We start from the raw sequence: 19,867 nt of genomic DNA, 5'->3' as shown, positions 1-19,867 counted from the left end.
TCCGATAGTGCGAATATCTGAACTTGCCCGAGCGGCGTCCACGCCGGTCACCGCCGTCAAGTACTACCAACGCGAAGGCCTGCTGCCTCCCGGCGAGAAGTCGGCGCCGAACCAGACCGCCTACGACGACCGGCACGTCGAACGGGTCCGGCTCGTCCGGGCACTCCTGGATACCGGCGGACTCTCGGTCGCCGTGACGAAGCAGGTCCTGGCCGTGCTCGATGCCGAGACCGCACCGCTGGCCGAGGTCTTCGCCGTCGCCCAGTACGCGATGACCACCCCGCGCTCCCCCGAGCCCGAGGCGACCCCGGAGGCCCGTACCCGGATCGAGGAACGGGTGTCGGCCGCCGGCTGGTGCGCGACGTCGGACAACCCGGGACTCGAGACCGCGGCCCGGGCGCTCGACGGGCTGCGCACCATCGGGTTCGACGCTCCGGACGACTACCTCGACGCCTACGTGTCGGCAGCGGCGAGCGCGGCACGTGCCGACGTCGCCGCGCTGCAGGACCGCGACGGCCGGACCGCGATGGCGGAGCTGATGGTGATCGGGACCGTCCTCGGCGATCCGCTCTTCGCAGGACTCCGGCGCCTGGCGCAGCAGGACGCCACCCACGACCTGTTCCCCGTCGCCGACACGGACGAGGCCGGCGCATGACCGCTCCGCTGCACGTCGTCCTGGGCGGCAACGGTGTCGTCGGGCGCGAGACGCTCCGAGCCCTCCGCGAGCAGGACGTCACCGCCGTGTCCGTCGGCCGGCGCCCGTCGACACCAGCAACGGCAGGCAACAACGAGAGCGAGAGCGCCAACGCCACCCCCGAACACCTCATCGCCGACCTGCTCGACCCCACCGCCGTCCGCCGCGCACTGCACGGTGCCGACGTCGCGTACCTCGTCGCCGGACTGCCGTACTCGTCGAGGGTCTGGACGGACCAGTGGCCGCGGATCGTCGACAACACCGTTGAGGCAGCCCTGGCCGAGGGCACCCACCTGGTGTACCTCGACAACGTCTACGCCTACGGCCGCGTGTCCGGGCCGATGACCGAGGCGACCCCGATCAACCCCTCCGGCCGGAAGGGTGCGGTGCGCGCGGCCGCCCTCGAACAGCTGCGAACCGCGGCCGACCGCGGACTGGCCGTCACCATCGGGCGGAGCGCCGACTTCACCGGCCCCGGGGCGACGACGAGCGTGTTCAACGGGTTCGTCGTCGACCGGATCGCCGCCGGCAAGCGCCCGACCTGGCTGCTCGACGCAGACCAGCCGCACTCCCTCACCGCCACGACCGACATCGGCGACGCGCTCGTGGTCCTCGGCACCGACGGCCGTGCGACGGGCCGGACCTGGCACCTGCCGACCGCCCCGGCGCTGACGGGGCGGCAGTACGTCGAGCTCGCCGGGGTACCCGCCGCTCGCACGGCCGTGATGTCGTCGGCCACGCTGCGCTTCGGTGCGCTGTTCAACACGTCCGCCCGCGAGACGCTCGAGCTGCGGTACCAGTACACCGACCCCTACGTCTTCGACTCGTCGGCGTTCGAGCAGACCTTCGGCGTGCACCCGACCCCCACCGCCGACGTCGTGGCCGCCGCCCTGCTGCACGCCCGGAGCGTGACCCGGTGATCGCCGCCGTCCGCCGAGCGGTCGCGTGGCACCCGGCACTCATGGCCGTGGCCGGCCTGATGGTCGTGTCCACCGCGGTCTGCCTCGTCGGACTCGTCGTGGATCCCCGGACCATCCTCGGAGCACCGGCGTGGATGAAGCCCCTGAAGTTCTCGCTGTCGATCCTGCTCTACGCCGTCACGTGGGCGTGGCTCATCGCCCACCTGCCGAAGTGGCAGACGCTGGCTCGCCGACTCGGCACCGTGGTCGCCGTGGCCCTGGTGGTGGAACAGGTGCTCATCGTGTGGGCCGCCGCCACCGGCACGACGAGTCACTTCAACGTGTCGAACAGCGTGCACGTGGTGGTGTGGGCGGTGATGGCGGTGGCGATCACGACGCTCTACCTCTGCACCTTCGTCACCTCGATCGCGCTGTTCTTCCTGCGCCTGCCCACCCCGGCACTGACGGTTGCCGTCCGCGCCGGTGCCGTCATCGCGCTCCTCGGCATCGGGGTCGCGTTCCTGATGACCGGCCCGACCCCCACCCAGCTCACCGCTCCGGACGGGATCGTCGGCGCCCACACGGTGGGGATCGCGGACGGCGGACCCGGGGTGCCGCTGCTCGGGTGGAGCACCGTCGGCGGTGACTACCGGGTCGCCCACTTCGTCGGCATGCACGCCCTGCAGGTGCTCCCACTGGTGGCGCTCCTGGTCGCCGCCGCGGGTCGGCGCCTGCCGTGGCTGGCGCACCCGACCACGCAGGTGCGGATCGTGGTCGTCGTCGCGGTCGCGTGGGCGGCGGGCACCGTGCTCCTCACCGTGCAGGCCGCGGTCGGACAGTCGGTGGTCCACCCCGCCGGCGCGGTGGGCGCGGTGGCGTGGTCACTCGTCGTGCTCGCCGCAACTGCGAGCGCGGCCGTGCTGCTCCGTGCCCGCCTGCTCCGTGCCCGCACCGCTCCGGCGGCGCGACTGCACTGACGGATCAGCGGACCCGGAGCCCTCGGGAGATCAGGTCGGCGGCAGCACGGGCTTCCGTCGCCCACCCGGGGCGATCGATCCCGGCCCCGATGCCGTGCAGCAGCATGAGCACCGTCCCGGGGGCGACGTCGGACCGGATGGTCCCGTCGGCGGCAGCGCGTGCCATCAGCTCGGCGAGCGTCCGCTCCAGGTCTCCCCCGCCCTCGGCCTGCGTGGTGGCGTCGACCACGGCGGCGAGGGTGCGGGCGAGCGCCGCGTGGTCGACCACGTACTCCACGAACCCGTGCAGGAAGTCGTCGAGGCTCTCGGCCGCGGGTCGCGTCGAGTCACGAGCACGGCGGCAGAGGACGTCGACCTCGCCCCGGTAGACCGCAGCCGCCAGCGCTTCGCGTGTCGGGAAGTGTCGGTAGAGGGTGCCGACGCCGACTCCCGCGCGTCCGGCGAAGTCGTCGAATCGCAGCTGCTCGTCACGCTCGAACGCCGTCCGGGCAGCGGCCACGATCGCGTCGCGGTTCCGACGGGCGTCGGCGCGCATCGGCTTCTCGGCAGGCAGGGGTTCCTCGACCGACATGGAGCCTCCTTGACAAGTGGAAACAATCTCCATATCTTCAAAGTGGAGATCGTCTCCAGACTAGCGGACAGGTGCCTGATGCGGATCCTCATGCTCGGCCGGGGCGTCATCGCCACGATCTACGGCCAGACCTTCCAGCACTCCGGGCACCAGGTCGACCACCTGGTGCGGCCGGGGCGTGCTGCCGAGTACGGCGACAGCGTGCAGACCGACGTCATCGACGGTCGCCGCGGACCCCTGGGTCGGCGCACCCGATCGACGTCGCCGACGCGACTGGTCGAGTCGATCGACCCGGACGACGCCTACGACCTCGTCGTCCTCAGCGTCGGCCACCACCGACTGCAGGAGGCCGTGGCCACCCTGTCGCCCCGCATCGGCGACGCCACGGTGCTGGTCCTCGGCAACGTGTGGGACGAACCCCTCGCCGCGGTCGCACCGCTCGCCGCGGACCGGGTGCTGTTCGGGTTCCCGGGCGCCGGCGGCGGGTTCGACGCCGACGGGGTCCTGCACGGCGCCGTCCTCCGTTCGGTCCGGCTCGGGACGACCGGCACGGCTCCGGACCGGCGGGAGCTGGTGCGGTCGGTGTTCCAGCGGGCGGGGTTCACCGTGCAGGACGAGGACGACATCCGCGGCTGGCTGTGGCTGCACTTCGTGCTCGACGCCGGCATGTTCGCACAGGCCCTGCAGAGCGGTGGCCTGGCGACGATGGTCGGGGACCGGCACGCGCTCCGCGAGGCGTTCCTGACCGGCCGCGAGCTCCGCCCGGTCCTGGAGGCACGGGGCGTCGACCTCTCCCGACACCGCTCCACGACCCTGCCCGTCCGGCTGCCGGGGACGACGGCAACGCTCGTCGCCGCGGCCACGGCGCTCGTCCCGATCGCGCGGGCGAGCCTCGCCGCGCACGACGACCCGACCGCCGCCGAACCCCTCGCGGTCCTCGAGGACGTCCGGCGCACCGCCGCCGCCCTGGGCATCCCGACCCCGCGCCTCGACCGGACGGCGCGACGCGTCTGACGACGGGTGCGGGCGGTGGACGCGACCACCCACGGCCTGGAGGCACGGTGCCAGCTGGCACCGTGCCTCCAGTCCGTCACGGCGAGCGTTCCGGACCCGCCCGTTACGCTGTCCCCGTGTCAGAGCCGCGCCGCAGTCCGGGGAACCAAGCTTCACTGCGTGAAGCCAACCGGGGCCGGGTCGTCAGCGCGGTGAAGCGGCACGGCGGGCTGACGCAGGTCGAGCTCGCCGGGGTGACCGGACTCTCCCCCGCGACCGTCTCGAACATCGTCAAGGAACTCGTCGCGACGGGCGCCCTGCACGCGACGCCGAGCACCTCGAGCGGACGTCGGGCGCTCCGCGTGACCCTGCCGCACGGCCTCGGGCTGGTCGCCGGGGTGCACGTCTCGCCGCGGCACCTGCGGCTGGCGCTGTCGGACCTGAACGGCGCCGTCCTGGCCGAGCGGCACATGCCCCTGGCACGGGACCACCGGGCGGACGCCGAGCTCGACAAGACCGCGCTGCTCGTGCTGGACATGGTGGAGTCGATCGAGTCGTCGATGGACGAGGTGCTCGCAGTCGGCCTCGCCGTGGCCGCCCCGATCGACGCCCGCACCGGGATGACGGCGCGCGGCGGGATCCTGCGGGGTTGGGACGGCGTCGCGCTCGGCCAGTCGCTCGCCCGGCGGATGGACAAGCCCGTGCAGGTCGACAACTCCGCCAACCTCGCCGCCCTGGCCGAACACCGGAGCGGAGCGGCACGCGGCCGCGACACCGTGGTGACGCTCGACGTCGGCAACGGCATCGGCGCCGGACTCGTGCTGGGCGGGCACCTGTTCCGTGGGCACCACGGCATCGCCGGCGAGTTCGGGCACACCCCCGTCCTGCCGAACGGGCCCCTGTGCCGGTGCGGCAACCGCGGGTGCCTCGAGGCGATCGCCGGCGCACCCGCCGTGCTCGAGGGCGTCCGCGACGAGGTCGGCACCCTCAAGCTGGCGGACCTGATCCTGCGCGCGATGGGCGGCGACCAGGTCTGCATGCGCGCCGTGGCCGACGCCGGGCGGGCGATCGGTTCGGCGGCGGTGGGGCTCTGCAACGTCCTCGACCCGGAGCGGGTGGTGGTCACCGGCGAGTTCGCACGAGCCGGGGAACTCCTGCTCGGCCCGATGCGGCAGGCCCTCGAGTCGTCGTTGATCGTCGACGTGGACGGCACGCCGGACGTGGTGCAGGGGCAGCTCGGCGAGAAGGCCTCGGTGACCGGGGCGCTGGCCCTGGCGATCGAAGCGGTGGACGTGACGCGCGCGCGCTGAGCGGAGACGGTCGCTGCCGACCCGCACGCGCCCGCCGACGTGGCCGCCCCGCCGCTGGCCTGGCCGCCCCGCGCCCTCCGGATAACGTTTTCGTCACGGCGCGCGGTCCTTGCGTTCAACTCTTGCAGCCAAGAACGCTCGCTGTCACACTCAGGGCACCGCCGATGGGGGCGGTCCACTGTTGGAGGACGTTTCAATGAAGAAATCCACCACACGAGCGATGCTGGGCGTCAGCGCCCTGCTGCTCGCGATCACCACCCTGGCGGGCTGTTCCAACGGCGCGGACGCCGGGACCGGTTCCGGCGGAGGCGGCGGCGACGCGTCGAAGGCCAAGATCGGCCTGCTCCTGCCCGACTCCGTCACCGCCCGCTACGCCAGCGCCGACCGTCCGCTCTTCACCGCCGAGGTGAAGAAGCAGTGCAGCGGCTGCTCGGTCATCTACGCGAACGCCGACGGCGACGCGTCGAAGCAGCTGCAGCAGGCCCAGTCGATGCTCACGCAGGGCGTCAAGGTCCTGGTCCTCGACCCGTTCGACGGCGAGGCCGCAGCGTCCATCGTCCAGCAGGCGAAGGCGAAGAAGGTGCCGGTGATCTCCTACGACCGGCTCATCAACAGCCCCGACCTGAGCTACTACATCTCGTTCGACAACGAGAAGGTCGGTGAGCTGCAGGGCCAGGCACTCGTCGACGCCCTCAAGGCGAAGAAGGTCCCGGAGGGCTCGGGCATCATCATGGTGAACGGCTCCCCCACCGACAACAACGCCTCGCAGTTCAAGAAGGGCGCCCACTCGGTCATCGACGACAGCGGCTACAAGGTGCTCGCCGAGTACGACACCCCCGGGTGGGACCCCGCCAAGGCGCAGGACTGGGCAGCCGGCCAGATCAGCAAGCTCGGCAAGGACAAGATCACCGGCGTCTACGCGGCGAACGACGACACCGGCGGCGGCGTCATCGCGGCCCTGAAGTCGGCCGGCGTCACCGAGCTCCCGCCCGTCACCGGGCAGGACGCCTCGCTCGCGGGCATCCAGCGGATCCTCGCCGGTGAGCAGTACATGACCGTCTACAAGGCCTTCAAGCCCGAGGCCTCGAAGGCCGCCGACCTGGCGATCCAGTTCGCCAAGGGTGAGACCCCGAAGGGCGACACCACCGTCGACACCGCCGGCGGCGCCAGCGTCCAGTCGACGCTGCTCGACCCGGTCGCCGTCACCACGGACAACGTCCAGTCGACGGTCGTCAAGGACGGCCTGTACGAGGTGTCGAAGATCTGCACCGCGCAGTACAAGTCGGCCTGCGACAGCGCCGGCATCAAGTAGGTCCGACCCCCTCTGCCCGCCCGGTCCGACTGCGGACCGGGCGGGCCTCACCGATCGAGGACGACACCCGTGAGCACGACACCCGTGAGCAACGCGTCACCAGCAGCACACCCCTCCGCCGACCCGGTGATGTCCCTGCGCGGGATCACCAAGCGGTTCGGCGCCGTCCAGGCCCTCAGCGACATCGACTTCGACGTCTACCCGGGCGAGGTGGTCGCCATCGTCGGCGACAACGGTGCCGGCAAGTCGACGTTCGTGAAGATCCTCGCCGGGGTCTACACACCGGACGGCGGCACGATCACCTTCGGCGGCGACGAGGTCAGCGTCCCGAACCCCGCCGCGGCCCAGACCCTCGGCATCGCCACGGTGTTCCAGGACCTCGCCCTCGCCGACAACCTCGACGTGGTCTCGAACCTGTTCCTCGGGCGCGAGATCGCCCACCCGTTCCTCGACGAAGAGGAGATGGAGCGCCGATCGTGGGAGCTCCTCCAGCAGCTCGCCGCGCGGATCCCGTCGGTGCGGATCCCGATCGCGTCGCTGTCCGGTGGCCAGCGGCAGACCGTGGCGATCGCCCGCTCGCTGATCGGCGACCCGCAGGTGGTCGTCCTCGACGAGCCCACCGCCGCACTCGGTGTCGCACAGACCGCCGAGGTCCTCAACCTCGTCGAACGCCTGCGTGAGCGCGGGCTCGGCGTCGTCCTCATCAGCCACAACCTCGCGGACGTGCAGGCCGTCGCCGACCGGGTCGCGGTCCTGCGGCTGGGGCGGAACAACGGCACGTTCCGCATCGACGACGTCTCCTACGAGGAGATCATCGCGGCCATCACCGGCGCCACCGACAACGCCGTCACCCGTCGCGCCGCCGCCCGCACCGAGCAGGAGACCAGCGCATGAGCAAGACCGACGAGACCCTCACCGCAGCGACCCCGACCCCCTCGGCGGCGGACCTGCAGGACGAGCGGCTCCTGCGCGACCAGGGGATCGGCGGCGCCGCGAAGGCGTTCGTCCGACGGGTCCGCGGCGGTGACATCGGCTCGCTGCCGGTGGTCGTCGGGCTCATCGTCATCTGGGCGGTGTTCCAGGCGCTCTCCCCCGACTTCCTGTCCCCGGGGAACCTGGTCAACCTCGCCCTGCAGTGCGCCGCGGTCGGAACCATCGCGATCGGCATCGTCCTCGTGCTGCTGCTCGGCGAGATCGACCTGTCCGTCGGCAGCGTCAGCGGGCTCTCCGCCGCGATCCTCGGCCAGGGCCTCACCACGCTCGGCTGGCCGCTGTGGCTCGTGCTCACCGTCGCCCTGGCCGTCGGTGCCGCCGCCGGTCTGCTCTACGGCCTGCTGTTCACCCGCTTCGGGGTGCCGAGCTTCGTCATCACGCTCGCCGGTCTGCTCGGTTTCCTCGGGCTGCAGCTGCTCATCCTCGGCCCGAACGGCTCGATCAACCTGCCGTACGACTCCCCGATCGTGCAGTTCGCCTCGGCCTCGTACCTGCCGCCGTGGCTCGCCTACCTGCTCGCCGTCCTGGCCGCCGGAGGACTCTTCTTCACCGAGATCCGACGCGCTGCCCGCCGCCGCCGTGCCGGGCTGTCGACCGGGGCGATGTCGCTGACCATCGTGAAGGCCGTCGCCCTGTTCCTCGGCCTCGCGCTGATGGTCTGGTACCTGTCGCGCGACTTCGGCACCGGCACCTCGTTCGTGTTCTTCATCGTGCTGGTCGTGCTGATGAACTTCGTGCTGAAGCGCACCCGCTGGGGGCGCTCGGTCTTCGCGGTCGGCGGCAACGTCGAGGCCGCACGGCGCTCCGGCATCCGGGTGAACCGCATCTACATCTCGGTGTTCATGCTGACCTCGCTCTTCGCCACCGTCGGCGGCATCCTCGCCGCCGCCCGCCTGAACTCGGCGAGCCTGTCCTCCGGCGCCGGTGACACGAACCTCAATGCGATCGCCGCAGCCGTCATCGGCGGGACCAGCCTGTTCGGTGGCCGTGGCAGCGCCTGGTCGGCACTGCTCGGCATCATCGTGATCCAGTCGATCTCGAACGGGCTCACCCTGCTGAGCCTCGACTCGTCGATCCGCTACATGATCACCGGCGCGGTCCTGCTGCTGGCCGTCATCATCGACTCGCTCTCGCGGCGCAGTCGCGCCAGTCACGGCGCGGCCTGAGCGGGGCCCCGGACCCCGCCACGCGGACGGACGGGAGGCACGGTGCCAGCTGGCACCGTGCCTCCCGTCCGTCTCGGCGCGCGTCTCGGATCCGGAAGACGCCGTCGTGTGCCCCCGACGCCGCCCCGTGCGCGAGACGCCTCCGAAAACGGAGGCGTCTCGGCGACTGGGCGGCGTCTCGGCGCGCTACTTGCTCTTCGAACCCGAGGTACCGGGCAGGCTGAGGATGTTGTCGGTGCCCTGCGGCACGACGATCAGCGAGCCGTTGTCGCCGGCGCTCTTGAGCGCCTCGATCTCGCGCTGCTTGAGCGCGGCGTCGGAGAGCGGGTGCTCGTTGAGGACCTCGTTGGCGTCGGCCTGACCCTGCGCCTCGGCGACCTGCTGCTGCGCCTGCACCTTCTTGGCATCCAGGAGCGCGCGCTCCTTCGTGACCTGGATCTGCGCCTGCTGCGCCGTGGCGTAGGCGTCGATGACCGACTTCGGCGGCGTGATCTCCTGCAGGGCGAAGTTGTCGACGTGCACGCCCGAGCCCTTCCAGCGCGTCTCGAGCGCCTGGATCATCGCCTTCTCGACGGTGCCGCGCTTGGTGATGAGCTCGATGGTGGTGAAGTCGTTCGGCACCTGACGGACGACGCTGCGCACCGAGTTGCCGATGAACTGCGTCTTGAAGTTCTCCTCGGTCTTGTACGACCGGTAGATGTCGGTGACCGACTTCGCGTCGATGCTGTACTGCAGGTTCAGGCTGACGTTCGACGAGACGCCGTCCTGGTCCTGCACCGTGACGTACGGGCCGGAGCGGACGTTGCCGTTGTTGTCCGAGTCGGAGCCGTTCACCGCGTTGATGTAGGTGACGGTCTGGTTCCGGATGTTGAACGTGTGGAGCGTGGCCCACGGTGCCTTGAAGTGGAACCCGGAGTCCGTGGTCTGCCCGACGATGTTGCCGGAGATGTCCACCTGGACCTTCGACTCGCCCGTGTCCTGCGCGTACAGGGTGCTGCCGAGCGTGAGCCCGACGAACAGGACGCCCGCGGCTGCTGCTGTCCACGTCGCGATGAGGTTCGGGCGGCGAGTCGGGACGGCGGGACGTGCCTCGCGACCGGGCGTGGCCGGTCGTGCGGGGGTGGAGTAGGTGCGTGTTCGGAAGAAGAGCGCGACGAGCGCGATGACGAGGAAGACGATGGCGGCGACGAACATGACGATCACTCCTGGATGCTTGTCCGTGCAGTCTGCCGTACCCGGAGGGGTGCGGGTGACGTGGGGGTGCGTGGTGGCGGGCGCGCGTGGCGTCCGTGTCGCCCCGGTCGCCTGGCGCCGGTTCCGTCTGGTGCAAGGTTGCACACGTGGTGCGAGCCTGGATGCCTCGCACCACGTGTACAACCTCGCACCGCGCGGACGCGCTCGGGGTCGGGGCCGCGTGGGCTAGGCCGGTCCGACGATCTCCTCGATGCGCTCGAGTCCGCTGCGGCAGCGTCCGAGGTACTCGTCGTACAGGTCCGGTCGCCGGTCACGCGCCCACCGTGTGACGTCGAGCAGGTGCAGCGCAGTCATCGACGCGAGCCGCCGGTGGTCGTCGTCCGACGTGAGTCCGGCAGCCGTCATGAACTCGTCGTGGTCCGCGCGGGTGACGGACCCGTCGATGAACGTCCACGTGAACACCCGGCGGGCATCCGTCCACGGTGCCGGCCCGGTCTCCGCGGCGCCCCAGTCGATGAGCACCGGCCGCTGGCCCGGACCGCGGGAGATCAGGTTGCGAGGTGCGAGATCGCCGTGGGCCAGCCCGAACTCGAACTGCGCCTCCGACAGCGGAGCGAGACGATCACGCAACCGGTCCGGCGACGCGTAGGCACCGTCACGGAGCAGCGGATCGTCGTCGCCGAGCGCATCGAGGTTGTAGTCGAGGTGCGCCGTCCAGGCGAGCCGGAGGTCGTCGCCGAACCTCGTGAACAACGACCGAGGCGCATCGACGAGCGGGATCATGGCGACGGCTCGCGCGGAGCGACCGAGCCACCGCCACGGGCGGTCGATCGGTCGTGGGTCAGGTGCGACGTACGCCGACACCGAGAAGTGGACACCGCCCTCCGACCCGTGGGCGAGCGGTTCGGGGACCGGGATGCCGACCCGGCTCGCACTCCGTGCTGCCCACGACTCGACGGGGTACTCGTCCTGTCGAAGCGGGTCAACCGGGAAACGCAGTACGACCGGAGCAGCACCCGCACGGTCCACCCGGTAGGTGTGGTTCACCGCCCCGCCGTGCAGCCGTTCGATCCGGTCGACCGATCCGCCGACGGAGCGCAGGACGACTCGGAACCACTCCTGCTCGACCACCTCGTCCGACATGGGACCAGCATGGCCGCTCCGATCAACCGTCGCGCGGAACGCTGTTCGCAGCGCGGGATGCGGCAGCGACCGACACGATGCCCCAGATCGCCGCGTCGACGATGAGCAGGAGCACGGCACAGCCGATCGCCGCCCACCAACCCGGACTGCCCATCACGACCTCCCCGCACCACGCTGACGGGCGCGAGGAGAACGACCAGCACCACCAGGTTGACGACGCGGTTGCCCCAACCGGTCGTCGGGAGCGCATGATGACGTGTGCGAATCCTGACGATCAGTGCGACGACGATGCGTGTCTCCGCACAGCAAGAAGCTGTGTGGCCGCAGCTGGCTGATGCGGCGCTCCGCGATGCGCGCGCAGGTCGGACGCCCGCACCGATGGTCTGGTTCAGGACCGACCTCGGAGTGTCCGGCGTGATCCCGATCTCCCCTGCCGACCCGGTCCGCTTCGACGAGGTCGACATGGAACCGGAACGGTTCCTCGGCACGGTGATCGCGCTCGGGCCGGGAGCGCAGCCGAGCGACTGACCCGGCTCAGGAGACGGGCGCACCTGCCCGATCGAGCTCGGCCAGGACTCGGCGGCTTCGACGTACGCCGATCACCGTCGCGACCGTGACGAACACCACGACGACGGCGATGAACACCAGGAACGCCCAATCCGAACCGAACGTCGGGGCTGTGGCGCCGCCGAGTCCCAACAGGCTCAGCCCGGTGCCGATCAGGGCCGGGGCCGAGGTCCGGGTGGAGCGTCGCTGCCACGCGAGCATCGCCCGCACCAGCGGCACGGCCTCGGGCGGCACCGGTGCCCGTCCGCTGACCTGTCGGGTCACGGACTTGCGGTCCGCCGGCGTGAGCGCGCCGAGCGGCTGTTGCGGCGTCTCGACGAGGTACGGCAGCAGCCTGCGGTGGCGTCGAGCACGGACCCATGCGGTCACGTTCACGACCGCTCCGGCCAGGGCGAACAGGAACCAGATCACCGAGTCGGTGCGGAGCACGGAGGGAACGCTGATGAACGCCCACAGGATCGACATGCCGGCGAACCCCGCCTGCTGCGACATGACGACCACCGTCGGCCCGTGCTCGACCAGGTACTCGGCACGACGCGTCGCCTCGGCGAGGTCGCTCGGGTTCACCACCCGGGCACCTCGACCCGCACCGAACTGATCCGACCGGCGCGCGTCGTCGCCGTCACGGCCGGGTCGTAGCTGTCGGCGGTCGCCAGGTAGAGGGTGCGACCGTCCTCGCCACCGAGCGCACAGTCGATCGCGCAGTCCCCGGGTGCGTCGATGCGGTCCGTCACCTCGCCACCCTCGACGACCCGCAGGAACTCCCCCGTGTCGACCGAGCAGACCCAGATCGCGCCGTCACGGTCGACGGTGCTGCCGTCCGGGGTCACGCCGCCGGGCAGGGCTGCCCACTCGCGCCGCCCGGTCAGCGAACCGTCGTCCTCGATGTCGAAGGCGGTGAGCCGGCCGCCCCACGTCTCGCTGACCACCAGGGTCCGGGTGCCGGGCAGGATGTTGGCGCTGTTCGGGAACACCAGGCCCTCGGCGGCGAGGCGGACGGAGCCGTCGGTGCCGATCACGTAGAGCGGGCCGGGGCGCAGTTCCTCGCCCGCGTACAGGTCGTAGCCGAAGGCACCGATGTAGGTCCGCCCGGTCTGGGCGTCGACGACCAGGTCGTTCACGAGCGACGACTCGATCGTGGTCAGGTCGGCGAACACCGAGGTGCTGCCGTCCGGGTCGACGGCGACGACCGTGCGGGACTCCATCGAGCTGATGATGAGCCGCCCGTCGGCGAGCCACCCGAGCCCCGACGACTGCCCGTCGACGGTGGCCTCGAGCCGGGGGCCGTCGGTCGAGGACGGGTCGACCGAGAAGACCTGGCCCGTGTGCATGTCCGAGTACCAGAGCCGTCCGTCGTGCCAGCGGTTGCCCTCCGGGAAGCGGATGCCGGAGATGACGATGTCGGTCGCTGAGTCCAGGGTGATGTGCACGGATCCAGCCTGCCAGCGGGACCGGGAAGCTGCCCGGACGGATGCCGTGACGGCGGCCTAGGGTCGTCCCATGCCGGGTCGTCACCTCATCCACCACCTGGGCGTCTTCGCCAGCGACTTCGCCGCGAGCGACGCGTTCTACACCGCCGCCCTCGCGCCCCTCGGCATCGGAGCGGGCTACCGCACCGACTCCGTCGCCGAGTTCTGGCAGCACGGGGACGACACCCCGAGCGTCTCGCTCGAGACCGCCCGGACCCCCGAGGCGACGACCCGCGGACTCCACCTGGCGTTCGAGGCGGGATCGCGGAGCGAGGTCGACGCCTTCCACCGCGAAGCCGTCGCCGCCGGCGGGGTGTCACGGCACGAGCCGCGCTACTGGCCGGAGTACGGCGCGTACACCGCGTTCGTGTCCGACCCGGACGGCAACAACGTCGAAGCGCTGATCAAGGAGAGCGGCGACTGACCCGGCGGCTGCACGACGGTCATCGACAGCCGCAACGGACGACGCATCTGGCACGATCGACCCATGCCCCTCGACGGAACTCCCCTGCACCGGCTCGGCTTCCTGACGATCGGGTCGTTCGACCCCGCCCGACCGTCCGAGGGCCACGAGGACACCCTGCGCGTGATCGAGCGCGCCGAGACCCTGGGCTTCGACAGCGCCTGGCTGCGCCACCGGCACCTGCAGCACGGCATCTCCTCCCCCGTCGCGGTCATGGCGGCCGCCTCGCAGCGCACCTCGCGCATCGACCTCGGCACCGCGGTCACCCCGATCGGCGCGGAGAACCCGTTCCGCCTCGCGGAGGACCTCAGCACGGTCGACGTCCTGCTCGGCGGCCGCCTGAACCCCGGGTTCTCCGTCGGCACGCCGATGAACTTCGACCTGTACCGCGACGCGATCTACCCCGACACCCTGGAGCACGAGGACCTCGGCAACGACCGGCTCCTGCGCTTCCGTGACCTGGTGCGCGGTGACCCGGTGACGGCCACCGAGACCGTCGAACGCCGCGGCATCGAGGAGTTCGCGAGCACCGTCCAGCCGCACAGCGCCGGCCTGGCCGACCGGATCTGGTACGGCACGGGCAGCACGAAGTCGGCCGTGTGGGCGGGCAAGAACGGCTTCCACCTGCTCACCTCGAGCGTCACCCGCAGTGAGAACGGCACGGACTTCGCCACGAACCAGCGCGCCCAGATCGACGCCTACCTCGACGTCCACCCCGACCCCGCTGCCGCCCGCGTCTCGCAGGGCCTGGTCGTCATCCCGACCGACACCGCGACGGCCGAGCAAGCGGCCCGCTACCGCGCCTACGTCGACAGCCGCTCGGGTCGCGTCGGCGTGCCGCAGGGCCCCGCCGGGATGCTCTTCGCCGCCGACCTGGTGGGCACGTCGGCCGAGATCGCGGACCGGCTGCGTGCCGACGTCGGCTACCAGGCGGTCACCGAGGTCGCCTTCGCGCTCCCCTTCTCGTTCGAGCCCGACGACTACGCGCAGATCATCACCGACATCGCTGAGCGTCTCGGTCCGGAACTCGGTTGGGCGCCGGGAACCGACGGGTGGGACCCGCAGCACGGATGACGAGTCGGCCGATTGCACCGGTGGTGGTCAAGGCACCCGATGTCGGGCAAGATCGACGGGAGGGTCATCAGCACCCGTCGACTCTGGGGGGTCACATGCACGACCAGCGTCCCGAAGAACCGGTCCGACAGCACTCGACCGACTTCCTCCCCGGGGTCAGCGGCAACCCGGTCGCCCCGTTCCAGCGAGACCATCAACCGGGTAGCGCGCCGATCCGGAACGACTGGATCTTCTTCGTTCCCATCGGCGGTGTCGTCGTCCTCGGGGTCGTCGCGTACGTCATCTGGGGCTCGTGATGCGGCTCCGGGTGGGGTTCGCAGAGTCAGAGCCCGGCAGCACGCCGACGATCGAACACGATGAACGGCTCGTCCGGACCTTCCGGCACACCGCGAGCCGAATGTTGTTCTGGGGGTGTGTGCTGTGTGCGCTCGGCGGCGCCTCGATCGGCTGGTCGGTAGTCGGTCCGATCCGATTTACGGGGCTGGCTCTGGCGGGCTTCTTCGTCCTCGTGGGCTCGGGCTTCCTCGTCTTGCGGAGCCGCGTGATCCGGCGGGCTCGGCCTGCCGTGGCAGCCGCGCAGGGGCGCATCGACCGTTTCCGATCGTGGCAACGCTCGCAGCCAGGGTGGGTCCCCCTCGACGGCTTGCGCCGGTCTGGTCGTTGACGGCTTCGTCGACGCCGTCACCCGGTCGAGGGAACCGGTCAGTCCTGCTGGTCCGCCTCCACCGCGTCCCGCAGCCGGTCGAGCACGTCCGGCACCGCTGAGCGCACCCGGCTCCAGCTCGGGATGAACGGCTTGTCGTTCGGCCGCGCCGTGAAGGCGCCGCCGGCGTCGAGGATCGCCTTGGTGAAGAGCTCCACCGCGGCTTCCTCGGCGTGCTGGTCGAACGCGAGCCCGCTCATCTCGGCTTCGTGCCGGTAGACCTCGACGATGTCGAGTGCGTTCCGGTAGTACGTCGCCTTGAGCACCCGGAACGAGTCGGACGTGAGCGGGACGCCCATGGTCGCGAGCTTCCGGAGCAGCGACTGCACGATGTCATTGCCCATCCGGGCGAGGCCGCCGGTGCCGTCGGCTTCGGCGAGGGGCTGGTGCTTGTGGTCGTACGCGTCGGCGATCTCCACCTGGCACACCTGCCGGGTCGCGTAGTCGCGGTAGACCTCGGAGAGCATGCCGATCTCGAGTCCCCAGTCGCCGGGGATCTTCAGCCCGTTCAGCACGTGGGCGCGCATCGCGAACTCGCCGGACAGCGGGTACCGGAAGCTGCTGAGGTACTCCAGGTACTCGGACTCCCCGTAGACCTGGCGGAGCGAGCGGAGCAGGGGCCCGACGAGCAGCCGTGCGGCGCGGCCGTTGATCCGGCCGTCGGCGACGCGGGCGTAGTAGCCCTTCGAGAACTCGTAGTCGAACGCGGGGTTCGCGACCGGGTAGAACAGCCGCGCGAGCATGCCCCGCTCGTAGGTGGTGATGTCGCAGTCGTGCAGGGCGATGCAGTCCGCCCGCTCCGACGCTAGGGCGTACCCGGTGCAGTACCAGACGTTCCGGCCCTTGCCGGGCTCCCCCGGCGCCAGGCCCGCACGCTCCAGTTCGGCGTCGAGTTCGCGCAGCCGCGGCCCGTCGTTCCACAGGATCCGGTGCCGCTGCGGCAGCCGCGAGAAGAACTCGCGGGCGTGCTCGAACTGCGAGCGGTCGGCGCGGTCGAGCCCGATCACGATCTCGCTGAGCCAGTCGGCCTCGGCCAGCTCGTCGACGATCCGCGACAGTGCCGGACGCTCGAGCTCGGAGTACAGCGCCGGCAGGATCAGGCTCATCGGGCGCTTCTCGGCGAAGCCCCGCAGGTCCTCTTCGAGACTCGCGGTGCTGCGGCGACCGAGGTCGTGGAACGTCGTGATGACGCCGTTCTGGTGGAAGTCGCTCATCGGTGGCTCCTGACGGACGGGGTGGTGAACCGGGTGAGGCCCTCGGTCCAGCCCTGCGGGCCGGGGGCGGTCGTGCGGTGGACGCGCTCGGGGCGGTCGTCGGCGAGTGGTCCGGGTGCCGGGCCGTGTCCGCGGACCACGACGGCGAAGTCGACGGCGTCGAGCAGCGCGGTGTCGTTCGGGCCGTCGCCGAGTCCGATCGTGCGCGGGACGGTGCCCGTCCGACGCTCGTGGTCGGCGATCAGCGTCCGGACGGCCGCGCCCTTGTCGCGGCCGGCCGGCAGCACGTGCCAGAACCGGCCGCCGCGCACCAGGTCGAGGCCGACCGCGGCGAGCGCCGCGCGGAATGCGTCCGCCCGGTCGTCGTCCTCAGCGTGCCAGAGCAGCACCTCGGACGCCTCGCGCTGCTGTGCTCGTCCGGCCGCTTCGAGGTCGAGGCCGGTCCACGCGGCGACGACCGCGTCGGTCACGCCGCCGAAGGTCTCGAACCGCAGATGCAGTGACTGTCGGACACGGTCGAGTGCTGCGTGCAGCCGCTCGAGCTCACCGTCGACCGGTCCGACCAGCACGTCGTCCACCGGTCCGACGACGACCGCGCCGTTCTCCGCCACGAACGCGTGTCCGTCGAGCCCGGTGCGTGCCTGCAGCGCCGTGATCTCGGCACGCGTCTTGCTGCTGCAGAACACCACGGGGACGTCGTCCACCCGCAGCTGTTCCAGCATCGGCAGGGCCGCGTCGAACGAGTAGTCGTGGTGGTCGAGGAACGTCCCGTCGAGGTCCGTGACGATCATCAGGTCGGGTGTTGGCATCGTGCTCCGCTGGCGGCTGGCTGGGCTGCGGGCGACGATGCCCCGGACCACCCTGCCACGCGCATGCGTCGGTTGGGTGAACAAGCCGGCGTCGGCCGCGCGACGCGACCAGCGGACGGACTGGAGGCGCGGTGCCAGCTGGCACCGCGCCTCCAGTCCGTCACGGTGTGTCAGTGCGCGCGCAGGATGCCGAGGAACTCGTCGGCCCACTGGAGGTTGCGGGCGAGCTTCGCCCGGCGCTCCTCGGTGTCCACGACGTACGCGTCGAGCTGCGCCTGCAGCCGGTCCCGCTCGGTGCCGTCCGCCACCTGGAGCCCGTCGAGGATGCCGAGGAGCTCGGCCATCTGCTCGAGGGAGTAGCCGAGGGGCTTCATCCGGCGGATCACGAGCAGGCGTTGCAGGTCGTCGTCGGAGTACAGCCGGAAGCCACCCTCGGTCCGGCCGGTGGGGTGGAGCAGCCCGACGTCGTCGTAGTGCCGCACGGTCCGGATGGAGAGCCCGGTCCGGTCGGCGAGTTCACCGATCCGCATCGTCGATGCTCCTGCCGCGTCCGTCACTGCTGACCCCTTCCGCCCGGTTGCCCGGTCCCGACCGATCGTACCGATGCTTGCGCAGCAACCCTTCCGTTGCGTTAGAGTCGGACACGACCAACTCTTCCGTTGCGGAAGGTTCAGGTCCCTGGCCGCACTCGGACAGTGCGCGCGACGAAGCGCCCCACGACATTCCCCCCGCGGACGCCGAGCGTCCGCATCCCTCACCGAAGGAGAACCGTGACGACCGTCACGCCCGCACCGGCTCCGGTGCACGCAAGCCCCACCGTCCTGTCCGCCCTGCGGAACCCGAAGGTCCTGCTCCGCGAGGTCCTCGCCGGCCTCGTCGTGGCCCTCGCGCTGATCCCGGAAGCGATCTCGTTCTCGATCATCGCGGGCGTCGATCCCCGCGTCGGGCTGTTCTCGGCGTTCGTGATGGCCGTGGTCATCTCGTTCGTCGGCGGACGTGCCGCGATGATCACCGGCGCCACCGGAGCCATCGCGCTCGTCGTCGCCCCCGTGGTCAAGGAGCACGGCTTGGACTACCTGATCGCCACCGTCCTGCTCGGCGGCGTGTTCCAGCTCGTCCTCGGCGGGCTCGGCGCGGCCAAGCTGATGCGCTTCGTGCCGAGGTCGGTGATGGTCGGGTTCGTCAACGCCCTCGCGATCCTGATCTTCACCGCGCAGCTGCCGAACATCATCGGCGTCGACTGGCTCGTCTGGCCCATCGGGGCCGTCGGCATCGCGATCATCGTGCTCCTGCCCCGTGTCACCAAGGCCATCCCGGCACCGCTCGTGGCGATCGTCGTCCTGACGCTCGTCACCGTGCTGGCGTCCATCGCCATCCCCACCGTGGGCGACGAGGGCAAACTCCCGGACAGCCTGCCGACCCTGTTCATCCCGAACGTCCCGCTGAACCTCGAGACGCTCACGATCATCGCCCCCTACGCACTCGCCATGGCCCTCGTTGGACTCCTCGAGTCGCTGATGACGGCGAAGCTCGTCGACGAGGTCACCGACACCGGCTCCCGCAAGACCCGCGAAGCGCTCGGGCAGGGGGTGGCGAACATCGCCTCCGGCCTGTTCGGCGGCATGGGCGGTTGCGCGATGATCGGCCAGACGATGATCAACGTCAAGGCCTCCGGCGCCCGTACCCGGATCTCGACGTTCCTGTCCGGGGTCTTCCTGCTGGTCCTCGTCGTCGGACTCGGCGACGTGGTCGCGATCATCCCGATGGCCGCACTCGTCGCCGTGATGGTCATGGTGTCCGTCGGCACCTTCGACTGGCACAGCATCAAGCCCTCCACCCTCAAGCGGATGCCGGTCGGCGAGACCGTCGTCATGGTCCTCACCGTCGTGATCGTCGTCGCCACGGACAACCTGGCCATCGGCGTGATCATCGGGGTCATCGCCGCGATGATCGTCTTCGCACGCCGCGTTTCCCACTTCACCACCGTGTCGCGGAGCATCGAGACGCTCAGCACCGGTGAGCAGCACGCGCTCTACACGGTCGAGGGCGAACTCTTCTTCGCGTCGAGCAACGACCTCACCACGCAGTTCGACTACGTCGACGATCCCGACCTGGTCGTCATCGACATGACCGGGTCGCACATCTGGGACGCCTCCACCGTCGCCGCACTCGACGCCATCGAGACGAAGTACCACCAGCACGGCAAGCGGGTCGAGATCGCCGGACTGAACGACGCCAGCCAGGCCTTCCACAGCCGCCTCGCCGGGAGCCTCGGCGCCGGCCACTGACCTCCTGCCCCTTCCCCCTACGTCACGT

Annotated in this window: 22 protein-coding genes; 13 read left to right on the top strand and 9 right to left on the bottom strand. The window is 70.8% G+C overall.

From position 1 onward, the window contains the following. Nucleotides 1-7: 7 nt before the first annotated feature. The 3 genes from DEJ11_RS06160 to DEJ11_RS06150 are packed head-to-tail and all read left to right on the top strand — an operon-like array spanning nucleotide 8 to nucleotide 2,570. The gene (locus tag DEJ11_RS06160; protein WP_111102978.1) at nucleotides 8-655 is read left to right on the top strand and encodes a MerR family transcriptional regulator; all 648 of its coding nucleotides are present in this window, start codon (nucleotides 8-10) and stop codon (nucleotides 653-655) included. Further along, on the top strand, nucleotides 652-1,614 hold the full coding sequence (locus DEJ11_RS06155) for an NAD-dependent epimerase/dehydratase family protein (RefSeq protein ID WP_111102976.1): 963 nt from the start codon (nucleotides 652-654) through the stop codon (nucleotides 1,612-1,614). Before DEJ11_RS06160 ends, DEJ11_RS06155 begins: the two co-directional genes overlap by 4 nt. Then, on the top strand, nucleotides 1,611-2,570 hold the full coding sequence (locus DEJ11_RS06150) for a hypothetical protein (protein WP_258375302.1): 960 nt from the start codon (nucleotides 1,611-1,613) through the stop codon (nucleotides 2,568-2,570). The genes DEJ11_RS06155 and DEJ11_RS06150 overlap by 4 nt, the downstream gene beginning before the upstream one ends. A 4-nt stretch (nucleotides 2,571-2,574) precedes the next feature. Here the strand turns inward: DEJ11_RS06150 and DEJ11_RS06145 are convergent, their stop codons facing one another. Further along, nucleotides 2,575-3,141 carry a TetR/AcrR family transcriptional regulator gene (locus DEJ11_RS06145; protein ID WP_111102975.1) on the bottom strand — a complete coding sequence of 189 codons (567 nt, stop codon included), beginning with the start codon at nucleotides 3,139-3,141 and terminating at the stop codon, nucleotides 2,575-2,577. A 78-nt stretch (nucleotides 3,142-3,219) separates the two neighbouring features. Here DEJ11_RS06145 and DEJ11_RS06140 point away from each other — a divergent pair, with 78 nt between their 5' ends. The 5 genes from DEJ11_RS06140 to DEJ11_RS06120 all read left to right on the top strand — a co-directional run bounded on the left by DEJ11_RS06140 (nucleotide 3,220) and on the right by DEJ11_RS06120 (nucleotide 8,915). Further along, on the top strand, nucleotides 3,220-4,155 hold the full coding sequence (locus DEJ11_RS06140) for a ketopantoate reductase family protein (RefSeq protein ID WP_111102974.1): 936 nt from the start codon (nucleotides 3,220-3,222) through the stop codon (nucleotides 4,153-4,155). 116 nt (nucleotides 4,156-4,271) lie between these two features. Beyond that, nucleotides 4,272-5,444 carry an ROK family transcriptional regulator gene (locus DEJ11_RS06135; RefSeq protein ID WP_071404279.1) on the top strand — a complete coding sequence of 391 codons (1,173 nt, stop codon included), beginning with the start codon at nucleotides 4,272-4,274 and terminating at the stop codon, nucleotides 5,442-5,444. Between the two features lie 196 nt (nucleotides 5,445-5,640). Continuing rightward, nucleotides 5,641-6,756, top strand: a complete 1,116-nt coding sequence (locus DEJ11_RS06130; RefSeq protein WP_110864793.1) for a sugar ABC transporter substrate-binding protein — start codon at nucleotides 5,641-5,643, stop codon at nucleotides 6,754-6,756. 129 nt (nucleotides 6,757-6,885) lie between these two features. After that, entirely contained in the window at nucleotides 6,886-7,650 is a 765-nt protein-coding gene (locus DEJ11_RS06125) for an ATP-binding cassette domain-containing protein (RefSeq protein ID WP_110864792.1), read from the top strand. Further along, nucleotides 7,647-8,915 carry a sugar ABC transporter permease gene (locus tag DEJ11_RS06120; RefSeq protein ID WP_071404281.1) on the top strand — a complete coding sequence of 423 codons (1,269 nt, stop codon included), beginning with the start codon at nucleotides 7,647-7,649 and terminating at the stop codon, nucleotides 8,913-8,915. The genes DEJ11_RS06125 and DEJ11_RS06120 overlap by 4 nt, the downstream gene beginning before the upstream one ends. A gap of 186 nt (nucleotides 8,916-9,101) precedes the next feature. Here the strand turns inward: DEJ11_RS06120 and DEJ11_RS06115 are convergent, their stop codons facing one another. From DEJ11_RS06115 to DEJ11_RS06105, 3 genes are all read right to left on the bottom strand, one after another. After that, nucleotides 9,102-10,109, bottom strand: coding sequence for an SPFH domain-containing protein (locus tag DEJ11_RS06115; protein ID WP_152377666.1), 1,008 nt, complete (start codon nucleotides 10,107-10,109; stop codon nucleotides 9,102-9,104). Nucleotides 10,110-10,334: 225 nt separating this feature from the next. Then, nucleotides 10,335-11,252, bottom strand: coding sequence for a phosphotransferase family protein (locus DEJ11_RS06110; protein ID WP_111054320.1), 918 nt, complete (start codon nucleotides 11,250-11,252; stop codon nucleotides 10,335-10,337). Nucleotides 11,253-11,274: 22 nt separating this feature from the next. Beyond that, nucleotides 11,275-11,406: a hypothetical protein gene (locus DEJ11_RS06105; protein ID WP_258367032.1), complete on the bottom strand. Its 132-nt coding sequence runs from the start codon at nucleotides 11,404-11,406 to the stop codon at nucleotides 11,275-11,277. 224 nt (nucleotides 11,407-11,630) lie between these two features. Here DEJ11_RS06105 and DEJ11_RS06100 point away from each other — a divergent pair, with 224 nt between their 5' ends. Then, entirely contained in the window at nucleotides 11,631-11,780 is a 150-nt protein-coding gene (locus tag DEJ11_RS06100; protein WP_181438962.1) for a hypothetical protein, read from the top strand. A gap of 6 nt (nucleotides 11,781-11,786) precedes the next feature. On the opposite strand, the gene DEJ11_RS06095 is transcribed toward DEJ11_RS06100, so the two are convergent. After that, nucleotides 11,787-12,386 carry a hypothetical protein gene (locus DEJ11_RS06095; RefSeq protein ID WP_146248472.1) on the bottom strand — a complete coding sequence of 200 codons (600 nt, stop codon included), beginning with the start codon at nucleotides 12,384-12,386 and terminating at the stop codon, nucleotides 11,787-11,789. After that, nucleotides 12,383-13,249: an SMP-30/gluconolactonase/LRE family protein gene (locus DEJ11_RS06090; protein ID WP_111054318.1), complete on the bottom strand. Its 867-nt coding sequence runs from the start codon at nucleotides 13,247-13,249 to the stop codon at nucleotides 12,383-12,385. The genes DEJ11_RS06095 and DEJ11_RS06090 overlap by 4 nt, the downstream gene beginning before the upstream one ends. A 70-nt stretch (nucleotides 13,250-13,319) precedes the next feature. Between DEJ11_RS06090 and DEJ11_RS06085 the strand changes: the two genes are divergently transcribed. The 3 genes from DEJ11_RS06085 to DEJ11_RS06075 all read left to right on the top strand — a co-directional run bounded on the left by DEJ11_RS06085 (nucleotide 13,320) and on the right by DEJ11_RS06075 (nucleotide 15,121). Further along, nucleotides 13,320-13,712 (top strand): VOC family protein, encoded by a 393-nt coding sequence (locus DEJ11_RS06085; RefSeq protein ID WP_111054317.1) that lies wholly within the window; start codon nucleotides 13,320-13,322, stop codon nucleotides 13,710-13,712. 63 nt (nucleotides 13,713-13,775) lie between these two features. Further along, nucleotides 13,776-14,825, top strand: coding sequence for an LLM class flavin-dependent oxidoreductase (locus tag DEJ11_RS06080; RefSeq protein WP_111102973.1), 1,050 nt, complete (start codon nucleotides 13,776-13,778; stop codon nucleotides 14,823-14,825). 95 nt (nucleotides 14,826-14,920) lie between these two features. Beyond that, the gene (locus DEJ11_RS06075) at nucleotides 14,921-15,121 is read left to right on the top strand and encodes a hypothetical protein (protein WP_110864786.1); all 201 of its coding nucleotides are present in this window, start codon (nucleotides 14,921-14,923) and stop codon (nucleotides 15,119-15,121) included. Between the two features lie 406 nt (nucleotides 15,122-15,527). Here the strand turns inward: DEJ11_RS06075 and DEJ11_RS06070 are convergent, their stop codons facing one another. The 3 genes from DEJ11_RS06070 to DEJ11_RS06060 all read right to left on the bottom strand — a co-directional run bounded on the left by DEJ11_RS06070 (nucleotide 15,528) and on the right by DEJ11_RS06060 (nucleotide 18,108). Then, entirely contained in the window at nucleotides 15,528-16,742 is a 1,215-nt protein-coding gene (locus DEJ11_RS06070) for a glycosyltransferase family protein (protein ID WP_027464806.1), read from the bottom strand. Further along, on the bottom strand, nucleotides 16,739-17,551 hold the full coding sequence (locus tag DEJ11_RS06065) for an HAD-IIB family hydrolase (RefSeq protein ID WP_111103005.1): 813 nt from the start codon (nucleotides 17,549-17,551) through the stop codon (nucleotides 16,739-16,741). The genes DEJ11_RS06070 and DEJ11_RS06065 overlap by 4 nt, the downstream gene beginning before the upstream one ends. 170 nt (nucleotides 17,552-17,721) lie before the next feature. Continuing rightward, nucleotides 17,722-18,108, bottom strand: coding sequence for a MerR family transcriptional regulator (locus DEJ11_RS06060; protein ID WP_111102971.1), 387 nt, complete (start codon nucleotides 18,106-18,108; stop codon nucleotides 17,722-17,724). Between the two features lie 213 nt (nucleotides 18,109-18,321). Here DEJ11_RS06060 and DEJ11_RS06055 point away from each other — a divergent pair, with 213 nt between their 5' ends. Further along, a complete protein-coding gene (locus DEJ11_RS06055; protein ID WP_111102969.1) occupies nucleotides 18,322-19,839 on the top strand; it encodes a SulP family inorganic anion transporter in 1,518 nt (505 codons plus the stop codon). Nucleotides 19,840-19,867: the final 28 nt, after the last annotated feature.

It is taken from the genome of Curtobacterium sp. MCLR17_058 (assembly GCF_003234705.2).
Taxonomy (GTDB): Bacteria; Actinomycetota; Actinomycetes; order Actinomycetales; family Microbacteriaceae; genus Curtobacterium; species Curtobacterium flaccumfaciens.
This window is presented reverse-complemented; position numbering and strand designations above follow the sequence as displayed.

What these genes read in the sequence shown, in the direction of transcription:
- DEJ11_RS06155 (WP_111102976.1), top strand. Translation starts at nt 652, where the DNA reads ATGACCGCTCCGCTGCACGTCGTCCTGGGCGGCAACGGTGTCGTCGGG.
- DEJ11_RS06145 (WP_111102975.1), bottom strand. Translation starts at nt 3,141, where the DNA reads ATGTCGGTCGAGGAACCCCTGCCTGCCGAGAAGCCGATGCGCGCCGAC.
- DEJ11_RS06140 (WP_111102974.1), top strand. Translation starts at nt 3,220, where the DNA reads ATGCGGATCCTCATGCTCGGCCGGGGCGTCATCGCCACGATCTACGGC.
- DEJ11_RS06130 (WP_110864793.1), top strand. Translation starts at nt 5,641, where the DNA reads ATGAAGAAATCCACCACACGAGCGATGCTGGGCGTCAGCGCCCTGCTG.
- DEJ11_RS06125 (WP_110864792.1), top strand. Translation starts at nt 6,886, where the DNA reads ATGTCCCTGCGCGGGATCACCAAGCGGTTCGGCGCCGTCCAGGCCCTC.
- DEJ11_RS06120 (WP_071404281.1), top strand. Translation starts at nt 7,647, where the DNA reads ATGAGCAAGACCGACGAGACCCTCACCGCAGCGACCCCGACCCCCTCG.
- DEJ11_RS06115 (WP_152377666.1), bottom strand. Translation starts at nt 10,109, where the DNA reads ATGTTCGTCGCCGCCATCGTCTTCCTCGTCATCGCGCTCGTCGCGCTC.
- DEJ11_RS06110 (WP_111054320.1), bottom strand. Translation starts at nt 11,252, where the DNA reads ATGTCGGACGAGGTGGTCGAGCAGGAGTGGTTCCGAGTCGTCCTGCGC.
- DEJ11_RS06105 (WP_258367032.1), bottom strand. Translation starts at nt 11,406, where the DNA reads ATGGGCAGTCCGGGTTGGTGGGCGGCGATCGGCTGTGCCGTGCTCCTG.
- DEJ11_RS06100 (WP_181438962.1), top strand. Translation starts at nt 11,631, where the DNA reads ATGGTCTGGTTCAGGACCGACCTCGGAGTGTCCGGCGTGATCCCGATC.
- DEJ11_RS06085 (WP_111054317.1), top strand. Translation starts at nt 13,320, where the DNA reads ATGCCGGGTCGTCACCTCATCCACCACCTGGGCGTCTTCGCCAGCGAC.
- DEJ11_RS06080 (WP_111102973.1), top strand. Translation starts at nt 13,776, where the DNA reads ATGCCCCTCGACGGAACTCCCCTGCACCGGCTCGGCTTCCTGACGATC.
- DEJ11_RS06075 (WP_110864786.1), top strand. Translation starts at nt 14,921, where the DNA reads ATGCACGACCAGCGTCCCGAAGAACCGGTCCGACAGCACTCGACCGAC.
- DEJ11_RS06070 (WP_027464806.1), bottom strand. Translation starts at nt 16,742, where the DNA reads ATGAGCGACTTCCACCAGAACGGCGTCATCACGACGTTCCACGACCTC.
- DEJ11_RS06065 (WP_111103005.1), bottom strand. Translation starts at nt 17,551, where the DNA reads ATGCCAACACCCGACCTGATGATCGTCACGGACCTCGACGGGACGTTC.